This is a genomic window from Maribacter sp. X9, assembly GCF_048537565.1.
GTDB lineage: Bacteria > Bacteroidota > Bacteroidia > Flavobacteriales > Flavobacteriaceae > Maribacter.
The window spans coordinates 922,587-938,985 of the sequence record NZ_CP183215.1 but is presented as its reverse complement, the minus strand read 5'-3'; the positions used below and the strand labels follow the sequence as shown (position 1 = coordinate 938,985).

15 protein-coding genes are annotated in these 16,399 nt (G+C 41.5%); 13 read left to right on the top strand and 2 right to left on the bottom strand.

The features are described 5' to 3' along the window. Nucleotides 1-37 precede the first annotated feature (37 nt). Nucleotides 38-640, top strand: coding sequence for a fasciclin domain-containing protein (locus ACNR9Q_RS03970; protein WP_419213312.1), 603 nt, complete (start codon nucleotides 38-40; stop codon nucleotides 638-640). Between the two features lie 74 nt (nucleotides 641-714). Here the strand turns inward: ACNR9Q_RS03970 and ACNR9Q_RS03965 are convergent, their stop codons facing one another. Together ACNR9Q_RS03965 and ACNR9Q_RS03960 are read right to left on the bottom strand one after the other, a co-directional pair. After that, the gene (locus ACNR9Q_RS03965; RefSeq protein WP_419213311.1) at nucleotides 715-1,491 is read right to left on the bottom strand and encodes an exodeoxyribonuclease III; all 777 of its coding nucleotides are present in this window, start codon (nucleotides 1,489-1,491) and stop codon (nucleotides 715-717) included. A gap of 30 nt (nucleotides 1,492-1,521) precedes the next feature. After that, a complete protein-coding gene (locus ACNR9Q_RS03960) occupies nucleotides 1,522-2,814 on the bottom strand; it encodes an aminopeptidase P family protein (RefSeq protein WP_419213310.1) in 1,293 nt (430 codons plus the stop codon). Between the two features lie 148 nt (nucleotides 2,815-2,962). On the opposite strand from ACNR9Q_RS03960, the gene ACNR9Q_RS03955 reads away from it, so the two are divergent. The 12 genes from ACNR9Q_RS03955 (at nucleotide 2,963) to ACNR9Q_RS03900 (ending at nucleotide 16,398) form a co-directional block, all read left to right on the top strand. Continuing rightward, nucleotides 2,963-4,414 (top strand): M20/M25/M40 family metallo-hydrolase, encoded by a 1,452-nt coding sequence (locus ACNR9Q_RS03955; protein ID WP_419213309.1) that lies wholly within the window; start codon nucleotides 2,963-2,965, stop codon nucleotides 4,412-4,414. After that, on the top strand, nucleotides 4,402-6,180 hold the full coding sequence (locus ACNR9Q_RS03950) for a M28 family peptidase (RefSeq protein WP_419213308.1): 1,779 nt from the start codon (nucleotides 4,402-4,404) through the stop codon (nucleotides 6,178-6,180). The genes ACNR9Q_RS03955 and ACNR9Q_RS03950 overlap by 13 nt, the downstream gene beginning before the upstream one ends. A gap of 57 nt (nucleotides 6,181-6,237) precedes the next feature. Continuing rightward, complete coding sequence (locus ACNR9Q_RS03945; RefSeq protein WP_419213307.1) at nucleotides 6,238-9,084, top strand: WD40/YVTN/BNR-like repeat-containing protein; 2,847 nt, start codon at nucleotides 6,238-6,240, stop codon at nucleotides 9,082-9,084. A gap of 2 nt (nucleotides 9,085-9,086) precedes the next feature. Continuing rightward, on the top strand, nucleotides 9,087-9,425 hold the full coding sequence (locus ACNR9Q_RS03940) for a cupin domain-containing protein (protein ID WP_419213306.1): 339 nt from the start codon (nucleotides 9,087-9,089) through the stop codon (nucleotides 9,423-9,425). Between the two features lie 9 nt (nucleotides 9,426-9,434). After that, a complete protein-coding gene (locus ACNR9Q_RS03935) occupies nucleotides 9,435-9,824 on the top strand; it encodes a DUF2721 domain-containing protein (protein WP_419213305.1) in 390 nt (129 codons plus the stop codon). A 96-nt stretch (nucleotides 9,825-9,920) separates the two neighbouring features. Continuing rightward, the gene (locus tag ACNR9Q_RS03930; protein WP_419213304.1) at nucleotides 9,921-10,373 is read left to right on the top strand and encodes a hypothetical protein; all 453 of its coding nucleotides are present in this window, start codon (nucleotides 9,921-9,923) and stop codon (nucleotides 10,371-10,373) included. 153 nt (nucleotides 10,374-10,526) lie between these two features. Then, a complete protein-coding gene (locus ACNR9Q_RS03925) occupies nucleotides 10,527-11,195 on the top strand; it encodes a succinate dehydrogenase cytochrome b subunit (protein ID WP_419213303.1) in 669 nt (222 codons plus the stop codon). A 2-nt stretch (nucleotides 11,196-11,197) separates the two neighbouring features. Further along, complete coding sequence (locus ACNR9Q_RS03920; RefSeq protein ID WP_419213302.1) at nucleotides 11,198-13,201, top strand: fumarate reductase/succinate dehydrogenase flavoprotein subunit; 2,004 nt, start codon at nucleotides 11,198-11,200, stop codon at nucleotides 13,199-13,201. A gap of 6 nt (nucleotides 13,202-13,207) precedes the next feature. Then, nucleotides 13,208-13,954, top strand: a complete 747-nt coding sequence (locus tag ACNR9Q_RS03915) for a succinate dehydrogenase/fumarate reductase iron-sulfur subunit (protein ID WP_419213301.1) — start codon at nucleotides 13,208-13,210, stop codon at nucleotides 13,952-13,954. Nucleotides 13,955-14,018: 64 nt separating this feature from the next. After that, nucleotides 14,019-14,492, top strand: a complete 474-nt coding sequence (locus ACNR9Q_RS03910) for a very short patch repair endonuclease (protein WP_419213300.1) — start codon at nucleotides 14,019-14,021, stop codon at nucleotides 14,490-14,492. Between the two features lie 124 nt (nucleotides 14,493-14,616). After that, nucleotides 14,617-15,162, top strand: a complete 546-nt coding sequence (locus tag ACNR9Q_RS03905) for a type 1 glutamine amidotransferase domain-containing protein (RefSeq protein WP_419213299.1) — start codon at nucleotides 14,617-14,619, stop codon at nucleotides 15,160-15,162. A gap of 78 nt (nucleotides 15,163-15,240) precedes the next feature. Next, nucleotides 15,241-16,398, top strand: a complete 1,158-nt coding sequence (locus tag ACNR9Q_RS03900; RefSeq protein WP_419213298.1) for a methionine aminotransferase — start codon at nucleotides 15,241-15,243, stop codon at nucleotides 16,396-16,398. Nucleotide 16,399: the final 1 nt, after the last annotated feature.

The following is a 16,399-nucleotide window of genomic DNA, read 5'->3' as shown; positions in this document are numbered from 1 at the left end:
GGAGCGTAGGTAGGGTATACATAAAAACTAAGAAAAGATGAAAATTTCAAAATCCATTACCGTAGTAACATTAGCATTTACACTTGCGCTTGGCACAACTGCTTTCGCACAAGATGGTTCCATGAAGAAGATGAAAAAGGAGAAAATGATGATACAGACCAAAATGGTCGGTGGCGCAGAAATGTATCCTACTAAAAACATCATTGAGAATGCAGTAAACTCTAAAGACCACACCACATTGGTTGCCGCAGTAAAAGCCGCCGGACTTGTAGAAACCTTGCAAGGTGAAGGTCCGTTTACCGTTTTCGCACCTACCAATGCTGCTTTTGACAAATTACCTAAAGGTACCGTTGAAACTTTATTGAAGCCTGAAAACAAAGAGAAATTGCAAGCTGTACTTACTTACCATGTAGTGGCAGGAAAAGTGAGCTCCATGGATTTGGTTAAAATGATTAAAGACGGAAAAGGAAAAGCTGAATTGACCACTGTTAACGGAGGTAAATTAACGGCTATGTTAAAGGGTAAAAAAGTGCAATTGAAAGATGCTGCCGGAAACATTTCTACAGTAACTATTGCCGATGTGAATCAATCTAACGGAATAATTCACGTTGTGGATACCGTTGTATTGCCAGGAATGTAAGATTGAAAGTTCCGCACACCAAAATTTGATGAAACGGCCCCAGAACATGGGGCCGTTTTTTTATGATTTAAAAATTAAAATTTTATAACAAGGCTAATTGGGCAATGGTCGCTTCCCATAATCTGATCATGGATTTCGGCCGACTTCACCTTGGGCCAAATCGAAGCACTGACCAAGAAATAATCGATACGCCAGCCTACGTTTCGTGATCTCGCGCCACCGCGCATGCTCCAAAAGGTATACTTGTCAAATGTATCCGGATGCAGTTGCCTAAAGCTATCCACCAGATCCAACTCCTTTAGCATATGTCCAAAACCATCGATTTCTACTTGGGTAAATCCTGAAGTTTTGTTGTAATTGCTTTTAGGATTCGCTAGGTCATTTTCGGTATGCGCCACATTGAAATCTCCGGTAATAATTAACGGTTTGCTTTTTGATAGTTCCTTTAGATAATTGGTGAAATCTTTATCCCAAACAGACCTATAGTCCAAGCGTTTTAGGCCGTTACCACTATTAGGTACATAAACGTTCACCAGATGAAAATGCTCTAGTTCGGTATGTATGATTCGCCCTTCCGAATCATGCTCAACGACTCCCATGTTTTTTGTGAAATCTACGGGTTTATCCTTGATTAAAATTCCGGTTCCAGAGTAGCCTTTCTTTTCGGCGCTATTGGAGAATAATTGGTAATTGTCCAAATTCTTCAAGGCTTCACTCACTTGATCATCCTGTGCCTTCGTTTCTTGAACACAAAATATATCGGCATCAAAATCAGATACTACATTTTCAAAATCCTTTTTAACTGCAGCCCGTATGCCATTAACGTTCCATGAAACTAATTTCGTAACCATAAGTTATTAAAAATAAAATATTGATGCCTATTACGCATTCATTAATTCCTCGATCTCCTCGGCCTTAATTGGAATGTTGGCCATAAGGTTAAACGGCACTCCGCTTTCTTGAATCACTACGTCATCCTCTAAACGAACACCCATATTTTCGGCAGGAATATAAATACCCGGTTCTACCGTAAATACCATATTCGCTTTCATGGGTGTTTTCAATTCTCCATAATCGTGCGTATTCAAGCCGATATGGTGACTGGTTCCGTGCATAAAGTATTTTTTATAGGCGGGCCAATCCGGATTCTCGTTTTGAACGTCGGCTTTATCCAATAAGCCTAATCTTAACAATTCCGAGGTCATCAACTTACCACATTCTTTGTGGTATTCTGCCCAAAACGTTCCCGGTACCAGCATTTTTGTCGCTTCGTCCTTTACACGTAGTACGGCATTGTAAACTTCTTTTTGCCGTTTAGTGAACCTTCCGCTTGCTGGAATGGTACGGGTCAAATCACTGGAATAGTTGGCATATTCCGCTGCCGTGTCCAACAGTATCAAATCTCCCTCCTTGCAAGGTCTGTTATTCTCTAGATAGTGCAACACATTGGCATTATTTCCTGAGGCGATAATGGGCGGATAGGCAAATCCTTTGGAACGGTTACTTACAAATTCATGCAGTAGTTCAGCTTCAATTTCGTATTCCATTACTCCGGGTTTTACAAAACCCAATAATCTACGGAAACCTTTCTCGGTAATGTTACACGCCATCTGCATGAGCTCCAATTCCTCAGGTTCCTTGATTCCACGGATTTCTTGAAGTATGGGATTGCTTTTCGCGATTTGATGCGCCGGATAGTCCTGCTTGCATTTTTGGATAAAACGGTCTTCGCGGGTTTGGGTTTCTACCGCTTGCCGGTAATGCTCGTTGGTATTAAAATAGATGGTTTCGGCCTCGGTCATTAGGTCGAAAAACACTTTATCGAATTCCTTCAACCAATATATAGTTTGGATACCTGAAACTTCGGTCGCTTTTTCCTTGGTCAGTTTAGCCCCTTCCCAAACGGCGATATGGTCGTTGGTTTCCCTGACGAATAGGATTTCACGGTGTTTTTCATCCATCGCATCGGGGAATAACAGCAAAATGGTCTCTTCCTGATCCGCACCGGATAGGTAAAAAATATCGCGGTGTTGCTCAAAGGGCATCACGCTATCGGCACCTATAGGATAAATATCGTTGGAGTTAAAAACCGCAACACTTTTGGGACGCATACGCTCCATGAATTTTTTGCGGTTCTTTATAAATAAGGAATTAGGAATTTGACTGTATTTCATGAAATATTGATTTTGCCATAAAATTAAGCATTAGCCTTTATTTTGATAAAGATTACCGCACATATTTACCAGAATTACATGGAAACATGCATCACCTTTTCAAGAACAATTAGCTAACTTGTAGGCTTCAACCAAAAACTAAAACTTCATGAAAAAAGTAGCCTATCTATCGATAGCCTTTCTATGCCTTCAGGCCTGTTCAGAAACTAAAAAAGAAGAAACCCAAGCACAACTTTTTGCCCGTATCGATTCGGAAATCAAGGCCAACGCAAAGGGATACAGCACCTTAAAAGAAGCTTCGGAAACTATTGGTCATCGATTGACAGGTTCTACAAATGGATCAAAAGCAGAGGAATATACCTATAACAAGTTCAAGGAATACGGATACGAAGATGTCGCCTACCAAACTTTTGAGGTGGAAGCCTGGGCCCGTGGAGATGTTTCCTTGGAAATAAAGGATGAACCCGTAAAAGTAGTTACGCTGGGGCATTCCCCTATCGAAGCTGATGTGACCGGTGAAATTGTAGATATGGGCAATGGTCTCGAAGCGGATTATGCGGCCGACCCCGATGCGGTGAAAGGAAAAATTTCTTTGGTCTATATCGGTATTTTACCGGATAGCCCAGAGGGCTTGACCAACTTGCATCGAAGTGAAAAAACGGCCTTGGCCATAAAATATGGTGCCATTGGTATCATCATTGCCAATCAAGTGGACAACGGCGTTTTATTGACCGGTACGGCTTCCGTTACCGGAGAATTGATTCCTATCCCTGCCGTTTGTATAGGAAAAGAGGATGGGATGGCCTTAAAAGAAAGCCTAAAAAATCAGAAAGCCATCGCCAAAATAAGCATGACCAACACGAGTGATGTCATTAAAGCAAGAAATGTAGTCGCTACGTTACCGGGCAGTGAAATACCCAATGAAGAAATTGTAATTGGAGGTCATTTGGATTCATGGGATTTGGCCACTGGGGCCATTGACAACGGTATCGGGTCTTTTGCCGTTCTGGATATTGCGCGTGCTTTTAAAGCGAATAACCTCCATCCAAAACGAACAATAAAATTCGTTATGTTCATGGGCGAGGAACAAGGGCTATTGGGTTCTAAATATATGGTTGAACAGGCCATCGAAAACAACACTATGGACAACATAAAATACATGATGAACTTAGATATGTCTGGCAACCCGATTGGGATAAACGCGGGTGGTAAATTGGATAGTGAAGAATTTTTTACCGATTTAGGCGCTGCCATACAAAAACAGGATACCATTTATCAAAATACCTTTTCCAATAAATCTGGCTTACATAGCGATCACCAACCCTTTATGTTAGAAGGTGTTCCAATTTTGTCGGTCAACAGTAATTTAGACCGTTCCATTTACGGCTGTTACCATTCCGATTGTGATGATTTCAACTTGGTGAACGAAGACCACATGACCAATACCGCACGATTCGGCACGATGATGCTCTATGCCGTGGCAAATGCAGATAAGCTTCCGGCTACCAAAATGGACAGTGAGACGACCAAAGAATTTATGATCAAGAACAATTTGAAGGAAAAACTGATTATTGGAAACGACTGGAAATGGGAAGAATAAGCCACAAACCATCCTTTTTAAAACTTAGGTCAAAGCAGGGCGTCGTTTCGATGATGGTCTGCTTTACTTTTTTAACGGGATGCTCTCAAAAAATTGAGAATAACTCAACCGATTATTTTGCATTGGTACGACCAGCATTTACTGGAAAACTCGCCTATAAAACCACAGATTACATGGAAGATTATTGGCGCGTAGTAGGTAATACAGGTTTCAATAATACGGTTTACCTGATTGCCGACACCTTAAAAGCATCGGGCTTTGTATTGGAATCTGAAGCCAAAGAAACCGACCGACTTACCTATCGCATTGAAAAACGCCCCATGGAAAATCAAACTTGGGAGCCTATAAGCGCATCGCTTCAAATTGTTGGAGAAGACAAACCTTTATTGGTATCGGCATCCAACCGAAACATGACCTATTTAAATTCCGCTTCAACTCCAGAAAACGGTGTGCAGGCAGAAGTTTTGTATGTGGAGAATTTAGAGCAGCTAGAAAAAATTCCGGTAAAGGATAAAATCATTTATACCGAAATAAGCGCCAGAAAACTATTTGATTATCTTTTGGAAAATGGGGCTTTGGGAATTCTCACATATGACAATCCCACTTATTTACAACCGGAAAAAAACAAAACCTCCATCCAGTTTAGGAGCTTGCCGCACCAAGATTCCACGAATTTTTGGGGTATCGCACTTTCCTTTGAGACGAAGGAAAAATTAATCGCACGATTGCAAAAAGGAACGACGGAGGTTTTGGTCAATATCCAAACCAAACGATACCCATCCGAAGAACTTACCATCGTTGCGAACATCAAAGGAGTCGAAAAACCCGATGAACGTTTGGTGTTTTCGGCACATATACAAGAACCTGGGGCAAATGACAATGCAACCGGAGTAGGCACCCAGTTAGAAATGGCAGTACTTGCGGCAAAACTATTTTCTGAAGGAAAGATTGACCTTGACCGCACCCTAACCTTCTTATGGGGAGATGAAATCATCTCTACCCGCAGGTATATTCAAGAAAACCCAGAAAGGGCGAAAGGCATCAAATGGGGCATTAGTTTAGATATGGTGGGAGAGGATACTAACATTACTGGTGGCTCTTTTCTAATTGAAAAAATGCCGGATCCAAGTGCTATTTGGACACGGGGAGCAGATAAACATACCGAATGGGGTGGGGAAGTTTTATCAACGGAAGACATGAAACCGCATTACCTAAACGACTTTATTATTTCCAACTTTAAGGCTCAGGGCAAATTCGCAGACTGGAAAGTGGAAACAAACCCTTTCGAAGGCGGCAGTGACCATACCCCCTTTTTACAGGCCGATATTCCCGGACTCCTCCTATGGCATTTTACAGATCAATTTTACCACACCAATAATGACAGAATTGACAAAGTATCTCAAGAAACCTTGAAAAATGTAGGTACGGCAGCCTTGGTAAGCGGTTTGGAACTGGTGAATGCCGATGCTGAATTTGCTGAGAAACTAATTAAAAGTATAAAACAGCAGGGAATCGAACGGTTAAAAACAGAAATCGCTTTAAGCAAAAAGATCTTGGAAGAAGAAGGTGAATTGGGTGAGCAAGCCTTGATTCTTAAAGTATGGCAGGACTGGTATCTAAAAGCAATCGGGTCCATCAATGATATTGTTCCTGAAGGAAATAGTTCACTAGAGAAATCTATCCACGAGGCACAATTAGAATTTGAGTCAAAAACGGAAGAACTGATGAAATCTCTGAACCAAGGAATATTTACTTGGAAATTTTAAGATGTTACCAAAAAAAAGGAATCCGTAACTTACCATCAATAATAGCACTTTTAAAAAATGAAACAATTTTACGCTCTTTTTCTCGCCGGTATTTCTATGGTCTCGGCCCAGCTGCAGCCTACGACACCAGAACAGGTCCAGGCATCGCTCGCTGCTAAAAAAACAATGGAAGAAAATTCCTTACTGAAAAACCTTCCCTTAAGAAATATTGGTCCGTCCATAATGAGCGGCCGTGTAGTGGATTTGGCGGTAAATGAAGCCAATCCTACCGAATATTATGTGGCTTATGCCTCCGGAGGCTTATGGTACACCAATAATAATGGAACCTCTTTTACCCCGGTAATGGATGAAACCCAAACCCAGAACTTAGGGGATATTGCGGTGCATTGGCCAAGCGGCACCTTATGGGTAGGTACTGGGGAAAATAATGCTTCGCGCTCCTCTTATGCAGGTATCGGTATTTTAAAATCGACCGATAAGGGTAAAACCTGGGAAAATATGGGGCTTACCGATGCTCATCATATAGGCAGGATTGTGGTAAACCCAGATAATCCGAATGAAGTGACCGTAGGGGTAGCGGGTCATTTGTATTCGCCAAATGAGGAACGCGGTATCTATACAACCACCGATGGGGGAAAAACTTGGAAAAAAACATTGAACATTGATAATGAAACGGGAATAATCGATGTTGCGGTAGCGCCAAATAATTTCAGGATCCAATATGCCGCCGCTTGGCAAAAGGATCGTAAGGCATGGGACTTTGTGGGAAATGGCGAGGGTTCCGGAATTTATAAAAGCACCGATGCGGGAAGCACTTGGTCGAAAATTTCAACGCCTTCCAGTGGATTCCCAACAGGAACGGGAGTTGGCCGTATCGGTTTAGCGGTATTCGATGAAAAAACGGTGTATGCCGTTCATGACAATCAATACAGACGGAAAAAATCTGAAGAAAAAAAGAATGAAAAAGTAGGCCTTACCAAGGAAGCTTTTAAAAGGCTTTCTAAAGAAGAATTTTTAAAGTTGGGGGACAAGGAACTTAATGAATTTTTAAAGACCAATAATTTTCAGGAAAAATACCGTGCCGATAACGTAAAACAAATGGTACGCAGCGATGCGGTCAAGCCGGCCGACCTAGCGCTCTATCTAGAGGATGCCAATAGCCAATTGTTCGACACCCCTGTTATTGGTGCAGAAGTATATCGTAGTAACGATGGAGGTAAAACCTGGAACAAGCAAAACGAGGATTATATAGATGATCTTTTCTACAGCTACGGGTATTATTTTGCCCAAATTACGGTTGATCCAAAAAATGTAAATGCCATTTATCTGGCCGGGGTTCCCATCATTTCCTCCAAGGATGGGGGTAAAACCTATACCTCTATCAGTGGAGACAATGTGCATTCCGATCATCATGCACTTTGGGTGGACCCAAATCTAAAAGGGCATTTGATCAATGGAAACGATGGTGGTGTCAATACCAGCTACGATGATGGGGGCCATTGGATTAAGAACAACTCGCCCACCGTTGGGCAGTTCTACGCCATAGCCGTGGATAACGAAGAACCCTACAAGGTTTATGGTGGTTTACAGGATAATGGTGTATGGATGGGCCCTCATAATGTAGAAGAAAATACAGCGTGGCACCAAGAGGGTCAATATCCCTGGAGATCGATTTTAGGGGGTGATGGAATGCAGGTACAGGTGGACAATCGAAATTCCAATATCATTTATGCGGGTTTTCAGTTTGGTAATTATTTTCGGTTAGATGTGGAAAATGATAAACGCACCTACATACAACCCAAACATGAATTGGGCGAAACACCGTACCGATTCAATTGGCAAACGCCTATTTTACTATCGCCACACAATCAAGATATTCTGTATATGGGTGGCAATAAACTTCATCGCTCCCTAAATCAAGGAGATGATTGGGAGGTAATTTCCGCAGACTTGACCCAAGGGAGTAAAAAAGGGAACGTGGCCTATGGAACGTTGACCACCATTTCTGAATCTCCCTTTAAATTTGGGTTAATTTATACGGGTAGTGATGATGGATTAGTACAAAGAACCACCAACGGAGGAGGAAGCTGGGAGGTACTTTCCGCGAATTTGCCACTTAATTTATGGGTGAGCAGGGTCGTTGCTTCACAACATAAAAAAGAACGGGTATACGCTGCTTTAAATGGATATCGCTCAGATGATTTTAGGCCGTACCTCTATGTCAGCGAAGATATGGGAACTAATTGGAAATCGATTTCCGCTAATATTCCCACTTCACCGGTCAATGTTATCGTAGAAGATCCTGAAAATGAAAATATATTGTTCGTAGGAACGGATAACGGCCTGTATGTCTCGTTGAACAGGGGAGCATCTTGGGAGTCCTTGCAAAATGGAATGCCCTATGTAGCCGTACATGATCTTGCCATACAGGCGAAGGCCAAACATCTCCTAGTAGGTACACACGGAAGAAGTATTTATAAAGCAGATATTTCGAACATACAAAAAATGACCCCTGAAATCCTAAAAAAGGATTTATATATCTTTCCGCTGGAAGCTATAAAATATTCAAGCCGATGGGGAAATTCTTGGAGTTCTTGGTCCAAGCCTAGCACTCCCGGATTGGATATTTCATTTTACTCAGGATCCGATGATGCCGTTGAAGCGAAAATCAGTTCTTCGGATGATATCGTAGTAAGTGAAACCCACGTCCCTGCCGATAAAGGTTTGAACATCCTTTCCTATGATTTAACTTTTTCAAAAATTGGAAAATTGAACTATCTTAAAAAGCACAAAACCGAATTGAAGGAAGCTAAAGACGGAAAAACCTATTTACCAAAAGGTACCTATACGGTAGAATTGAAGGGAAATGGAATTGCCGAAAAAACCACATTTGAAATCGAATAGCAATGAAAATCGTTGATTGGCATTCCTTATCGGAATTAGGCGTAAGCCATAATCCCGACATCAAGAAAAAAACCTTGATAGGTCCGGGTGAAATTCCACAGTTAATGATGTACGGCACCGCTGTTTTTAAACCAGGTCAAAAAGTGGAATTGCACAAACATGATACTATGTATGAGGTATTTCACATTCAAACCGGAAACGCTATTTTCAACATATCCGGCAAAGACTATGAAGTGGGTCCCGGACAATGTATTACCATTGAACCCGGAGAACTACACGGTCAAGAAAATCCTTTTGACACTGAGGTAACCTGGAGCTATTTTGGTATCGCAACCGACTAATCAAAAACTATGGAACTAACTTTAGGCATACCCGCCCTACTCTTTCCGGCCATTTCATTGACCATGTTGGCCTATAATGCACGGTATCTTGCCATCGCTGCACTGATACGCCAATTACATCAAAAATATCAAGAAACGGGTTCTACTTCCATTGAGCTACAAGTGAAAAAATTACGGAAGCGGTTAACGATTATAAAGAATATGCAGGCCTCAGCTATTTTTAGCTTTCTATTGGCCGTCATTACTATGGCACTTATTTTTTTCAATTATGAAATTGGAGCAAAATTGGTTTTTGGCATCAGTCTATTTGCCTTAATTATTTCTTTGGTTTTGAGTTTTGTTGAAGTACAACTGTCCACCAGGGCGCTTTCCATTCAACTAAAGGACATGGAGCAATAAGGCACGTCCTTTACCTGTACGTCATCATTCAATGCTATTACCATATTGAGATTGATAATGGAACAGCATTTCTTTATTCGCTGATCCAACCAACCCATGAAACGTGTTATGGAGCTTGACTTTTTTAAGAAAATCCGTGAAATAAGGGAATATGAATTTGGTGTATTCTACTACTTTGATAAGTTGGTAATTTCCGAAATCAAAGAAGATATCTTGTTTCAATGGAAAATGGCCGAAAAAAGAATTATGGCCGCACCAGAGATTTTCGGAAAAGGAAGCTCCCTTGTTTATAGCTCCAATAGGGTAAATTATTATACCGTAAATCCTTTTAATTGGATGAGATTCCATAAAAGTAGACATCAGCTTCCTTATTATGCCGTGGTAGACCTGACCGAGGGTAGTTTTGCAAGCGTTGCTTTAGAGTGCATATTATTTAAAAGGAACACTACACATTTTAAAGATTTGGAAAAGGCTGAAAAATGGGGGTTAGGTAAAATGGAATTATTCGAAAAGGAAAAAGCCCAACCCATCTCATTCTTTTTTGTTTAAAATTTCACAATTAATACCAGAAAATTCCATTTAATCTTTAAACAGGATTTTCACCCCTTTATAATTGGTCTAAATTAGTATACTAAAGCTATTGAAAACTTGTTAATAACTTGCTTGTACCGTAACTTTACCCCCGCTAAAAAAATCAAAATAATGAGTGGATTGATAAAATCTTCAATAGCCCGAAAAGTAGTAATGGCACTTTCGGGACTTTTTTTGGTCCTTTTTCTAGGCCAACACTTTACCATTAACCTTACCTCAGTCATTGCTCCTGATACGTTTAACTCTTGGTCCCATTTTATGGGGTACAACCCGTTAGTACAATTTGTACTACAGCCCATCTTGATCGCTGGTGTTGTCGTCCATTTTGTTATGGGTATTGTTTTAGAGATACAGAACAATAGAGCAAGAGCCGTTAGTTATGCAAAGTATAACGGCAGTGCCAATTCATCTTGGGTGTCAAGGAACATGATCGTTACCGGTTTGGTAGTACTTGCATTTTTAGGACTTCACTTCTATGATTTCTGGGTTCATGAAATGGCCTTTAAATATATAGAGGGCAACTCCGAAGACCCGACCCGTTATTATGCGGAAACCGTTGAGAAATTTGAGCCGATATGGAGAACCGTTATTTATGTAATCGCTTTCGTTCTTTTATCCTTGCATCTTTTACATGGTTTTTCATCATCATTCCAAACCATGGGGGTCAACAACAAGTACACCCCCGCAATAAAAACATTTACGAAGATATATGCCATTGCCATTCCAGCTGGTTTCGCACTAATTGCCATATATCATCACCTTAACCCAATAACACATTAAGTATGGGCATTTTGGATTCTAAAGTTCCTAAGGGGCCATTGGCCGATAAATGGACGAAACATAAAAACGAAATTAATCTGGTAAACCCTGCCAACAAACGTAATATTGATATTATCGTAGTGGGCACAGGTCTGGCCGGTGGTTCTGCAGCAGCAACGTTAGCAGAATTAGGTTATAACGTAAAAACATTCTGCTATCAAGATTCACCTAGACGCGCGCACTCAATTGCCGCACAAGGGGGAATCAACGCGGCCAAGAACTATCAAGGAGATGGAGATAGTAACTATCGCTTATTCTATGATACCGTAAAAGGTGGTGATTACCGTTCTAGAGAAGGCAATGTATACCGTTTGGCAGAAGTCTCCGGACAAATCATTGACCAATGCGTAGCTCAAGGAGTTCCTTTCGCCCGCGAATATGGTGGTCTTTTGGATAACCGCTCTTTTGGTGGGGTTTTGGTTTCCAGAACTTTTTATGCTAAAGGACAAACAGGGCAACAATTATTGCTCGGGGCCTACTCCGCTATGAACCGTCAAATTAATAGAGGAAAAATCCAGCCGTTCAACCGTCATGAAATGATGGATTTGGTAAAGATCGATGGTAAGGCCCGTGGTATCATTGCACGTAACTTGGTGACCGGTGAAATAGAGCGTCATTCCGCACATGCCGTTGTTTTGGCAACAGGTGGGTACGGTAACGTATTCTTTTTATCGACCAATGCTATGGGAAGCAACGTAATGGCCGCTTGGAGAGCGCACAGACGTGGGGCTTATTTTGCCAACCCATGTTTTACGCAAATCCACCCGACGTGTATTCCGGTTTCTGGAGACCATCAGTCGAAGCTAACGTTGATGTCAGAATCATTGCGTAATGACGGTCGTATTTGGGTCCCAAAAAAATTAGAAGATGCCGAGGCCATTCGTGCTGGCAAATTAAAACCAACACAAATAAAGGAAGAGGATAGGGATTACTATTTGGAAAGACGTTATCCTGCATTCGGAAACCTGGTTCCAAGGGATGTGGCCTCAAGAGCCGCCAAAGAACGTTGTGATGCCGGTTTTGGTGTCAACAAAACAGGGGAAGCCGTGTATTTGGATTTTGATGCCGCCATCATGCGATATGGTAAAGAAAAAGCATTGACCAGTGGTCATAAAGATGCCACCGACAAAGAAATAAGGGCTTTTGGTGAAGAGGTAGTTGAGGCCAAATATGGTAACCTTTTCCAGATGTACGAGAAAATCGTGGATGAAAATCCGTACAAGACCCCAATGATGATTTATCCAGCGGTACACTATACCATGGGCGGTCTTTGGGTCGATTATAATTTACAGACCACCATCGAAGGATGTTACGCCGCGGGTGAAGCCAACTTTAGTGATCATGGCGCAAACCGTTTAGGAGCATCGGCCTTAATGCAAGGTTTGGCAGACGGTTATTTTGTACTGCCCTATACCATTGGCGATTACTTGTCCAACGATATTAGAACAGGTAAAATACCTACCGACTCCAAAGAATTCGATGCCGCGGAAAAAGAAGTTCGTGACCGTATGGAGAAATTGATGAATGGTAAGGGAACACATTCCGTAGATTACTACCATAAGAAACTAGGTAAAATCATGTGGAATAAATGTGGAATGTCTCGTAATGCAGTAGAATTACAACAAGCCATAGATGAAATTTCGGCGTTACGCAGAGATTTCTGGGAAAACGTTCGCGTTCCTGGATCAGCGGATAGCAAAAACCAAGAATTGGAAAAAGCAGGTCGAGTTGCCGACTTCTTAGAATTGGGAGAATTGTTCGCCAAGGATGCCTTAACTAGAAATGAATCTTGTGGAGGTCACTTCCGTGAAGAATATCAAACTCCTGAAGGTGAGGCGTTACGGGATGATGAAAACTTTAAGTTCGTATCCGCTTGGGAATACAAAGGGGAGCCTAAAGATGCCGTATTGCATAAGGAGGAATTGAAGTACGAAAACATCGAATTAAAAACAAGAAGTTATAAATAAGAAGCTATGAAGCTGAATCTAAAAATATGGCGTCAAAAAGATGCTAAAACTAAAGGAAGCATGAAAGACTATACCATTGATGGTATAGATGGCGATATGTCGTTCTTAGAAATGATGGATGTTCTTAATGAAGACTTGATCAACAAAGGTGAAGAAGCTATAGAGTTCGACCATGACTGTAGGGAAGGTATCTGCGGTTCTTGTTCGCTTCAAATTAACGGTGAGCCCCATGGTCCGGATAGACTGGTAACCACCTGTCAATTGCACATGCGTAAATTCAATGATGGGGATACCATCGTTATCGAACCCTTTAGAGCGAAAGCCTTTCCGGTAATTAAAGATTTAATTGTTGACCGTACTGCCTTTGATAGAATTCAACAAGCAGGAGGTTATATATCGATCAACACTTCAGGCAATACACAAGATGCGAATTCGATTCCGATCAATAAAGAAGATGCTGACGATGCTTTCTACGCAGCGGCTTGCATCGGTTGTGGTGCTTGTGTTGCGGCTTGCAAGAATGCAAGTGCCATGTTGTTCACCTCAGCTAAAGTATCGCAATATGCGCTATTACCTCAGGGACAAGTAGAAGCTACAGAACGTGTTCAGAACATGGTACGTCAAATGGATTTGGAAGGTTTTGGTAACTGTACCAATACCGGTGCCTGTGAGGTGGAATGTCCAAAGGGAATTTCCTTGGAGAACATTGCGCGCATGAACCGCGAGTACATTAGCGCCAGTTTGGAAGGATAATTTTTCAAGTCAATAAATAAATGAAATCCCACACCTTTTGGTCTGGGATTTTTTATTTTTAAACATGTCCAAAGACTATTCAGAAGAACGGATAAAAGTGCCCCGGTTTAACGAGGAGTCCGGATTCTACACTACCCCACAGCGCTCTAGAATCATGAGCAAAATTAGGGGTAAAAACACCAAACCAGAATTAGCCTTCCGAAAGGCCTTGTATGCCAAAGGCTATCGCTACCGTATCGATTATAAGAAATTAATAGGCAAACCGGATATCGCCCTACCCAAATACAAAACCGTCATCTTTATCGATGGGGAATATTGGCACGGTAAAAATTGGGAAGAACGTAAACCCAAAATCAAAACCAATCGCGCGTTTTGGATCGCAAAGTTTGAACGGAACATCCAACGGGATGCAGAAGTGAACCAAGCCTTAAAGGAAAAAGGCTATACTGTATTCCGTTTTTGGGAATCCGAAATCAAAAAAGAATTGGACGCCTGTCTTCGCATTGTGATTGAACATTTAGAGCGGAAACCTTCTTAAATCTGGTAGCCTTAACAAACCTTAACGTTTGCAAAGCCTTATTTAATAAGGCCTTAACAGAGATTTGCCCTAAAATATCTTATATTGAGGTATAACGAAATTATTAATCTTAAAAACACAATATATGAAGAGGATAGCAATATTAGCTACAAATGGATTTGAAGAAAGTGAATTAAAATCTCCAAAAGAAGCCATGGAAAAAGAAGGCTTTAAAGTGGATATCGTAAGTCCTGAAAACGGAGAAATAAAATCATGGAGTGATGGAAATTGGTCGAATACCTATAAAGTAGACCGAAATCTAAAAGATGTAAAAGCGGAAGAGTACAATGCCTTGGTCCTACCAGGCGGAGTCATTAACCCAGATACTTTAAGAAGAAACGAGGATGCATTAATGTTCGTACGTGACTTCTTTAAAATGAAGAAACCCGTAGCCGCTATTTGCCACGCACCTTGGACTTTAATAAGTGCAGGAGTGGTAGAAGGTAGAAAAATGACATCATTCAACTCCATTAAGGATGATTTAGTGAATGCGGGAGCTAATTGGGTAGACCAAGAAGTAGTTGTAGACCAAGGATTTGTAACAAGTAGAAATCCAAATGACCTACCGGCTTTTAACTCCAAGTTAATTGAGGAGATAAAAGAAGGAAAACACGAAATGCAACATGCATAATTTGAATTAGTCCAAAAAAAGCCCGACCAATAGGTCGGGCTTTTTTTATGCGCTGTTTTAAAATTCCTAAATTTACGAATGCAAGTATTTGAAATTCCCGGTTCGTCCAAACTTCCCGATGTAAAGACCACCATTTTTACCACGGTTGGTAATCTTGCCCGGCAGCACAATGCCATTGACCTGTCCCAGGGATTTCCAAATTTTGAGGCGGACCCCAATTTATTGGCTTTGGTTACCAATGCCATGCAAAAGGGTCACAACCAGTATGCCCCCATGCCCGGTTATTTTGGATTACGGGAGATTATCTCAGCCAAAATAGCCTCACTTCACCAACATCATTACCACCCCGAAACGGAAATAACGGTGACTGTTGGTGCCACCCAAGCGATTTCTACCGCCATTACTGCCTTTATCGGTCCAGGTGACGAGGTCATTGTCATCAAACCTGCGTACGATTGCTACGAACCGGCCATTACCCTAAACGGAGGAATACCCATTTATGTTCAATTAGAGGCTCCGGATTACCAAATCGATTGGAGCGCTTTTAAGGCCAAACTAACGGACCGTACGAAGATGGTCATCATCAACACCCCACATAATCCCAGCGGGAAAATCCTATCCCAAAAGGATATGGAACAACTTCAGGAAATCCTACGGCCTACGAATATTATCTTATTAAGCGATGAGGTGTACGAACATATCATTTTTGATGGGGAGGAACATCAGAGCGCTTCCCGTTTTCCACATCTGGCGGCCCGCAGTTTTGTTTGTGCGTCTTTTGGAAAAACCTTTCACGTGACCGGATGGAAAATGGGATATTGTGCCGCTCCCGCCGCATTGATGGCAGAATTTAGAAAAGTACACCAATTTGCCGTATTCTGCGTGGATCATCCCGTGCAGCGTGCTTTGGCAACCTATCTTGAAGATGCATCGCACTACTTGGCTTTAAATGGCTTCTACCAACAGAAAAGGGACTATTTTCTGGAAGGGATAAAAAATTCACGTTTTAAATTTCAACCTTCCCAAGGCACCTATTTTCAGTTGCTGGATTATTCGGGAATAACCGATGAAGAAGATGAAGATTTAGGGAAACGTTTGATTATAGACAATAAACTAGCAAGCATCCCTATTTCTTCCTTCAATGTAAATAACCGTAACGATCATATGCTCCGTTTCTGCTTTGCCAAAAGACACGAGACTTTAGAGCAAGCAGTCGAAATCCTAAATAAGCTATAAA

Bases quoted from the DNA above. Each gene is read 5' to 3' on its own strand.
- ACNR9Q_RS03960 (WP_419213310.1), bottom strand. From the start codon at position 2,814: ATGAAATACAGTCAAATTCCTAATTCCTTATTTATAAAGAACCGCAAA.
- ACNR9Q_RS03935 (WP_419213305.1), top strand. From the start codon at position 9,435: ATGGAACTAACTTTAGGCATACCCGCCCTACTCTTTCCGGCCATTTCA.
- ACNR9Q_RS03910 (WP_419213300.1), top strand. From the start codon at position 14,019: ATGTCCAAAGACTATTCAGAAGAACGGATAAAAGTGCCCCGGTTTAAC.
- ACNR9Q_RS03950 (WP_419213308.1), top strand. From the start codon at position 4,402: ATGGGAAGAATAAGCCACAAACCATCCTTTTTAAAACTTAGGTCAAAG.
- ACNR9Q_RS03925 (WP_419213303.1), top strand. From the start codon at position 10,527: ATGAGTGGATTGATAAAATCTTCAATAGCCCGAAAAGTAGTAATGGCA.
- ACNR9Q_RS03965 (WP_419213311.1), bottom strand. From the start codon at position 1,491: ATGGTTACGAAATTAGTTTCATGGAACGTTAATGGCATACGGGCTGCA.
- ACNR9Q_RS03945 (WP_419213307.1), top strand. From the start codon at position 6,238: ATGAAACAATTTTACGCTCTTTTTCTCGCCGGTATTTCTATGGTCTCG.
- ACNR9Q_RS03905 (WP_419213299.1), top strand. From the start codon at position 14,617: ATGAAGAGGATAGCAATATTAGCTACAAATGGATTTGAAGAAAGTGAA.
- ACNR9Q_RS03940 (WP_419213306.1), top strand. From the start codon at position 9,087: ATGAAAATCGTTGATTGGCATTCCTTATCGGAATTAGGCGTAAGCCAT.
- ACNR9Q_RS03920 (WP_419213302.1), top strand. From the start codon at position 11,198: ATGGGCATTTTGGATTCTAAAGTTCCTAAGGGGCCATTGGCCGATAAA.
- ACNR9Q_RS03930 (WP_419213304.1), top strand. From the start codon at position 9,921: ATGAAACGTGTTATGGAGCTTGACTTTTTTAAGAAAATCCGTGAAATA.
- ACNR9Q_RS03970 (WP_419213312.1), top strand. From the start codon at position 38: ATGAAAATTTCAAAATCCATTACCGTAGTAACATTAGCATTTACACTT.
- ACNR9Q_RS03900 (WP_419213298.1), top strand. From the start codon at position 15,241: ATGCAAGTATTTGAAATTCCCGGTTCGTCCAAACTTCCCGATGTAAAG.
- ACNR9Q_RS03915 (WP_419213301.1), top strand. From the start codon at position 13,208: ATGAAGCTGAATCTAAAAATATGGCGTCAAAAAGATGCTAAAACTAAA.
- ACNR9Q_RS03955 (WP_419213309.1), top strand. From the start codon at position 2,963: ATGAAAAAAGTAGCCTATCTATCGATAGCCTTTCTATGCCTTCAGGCC.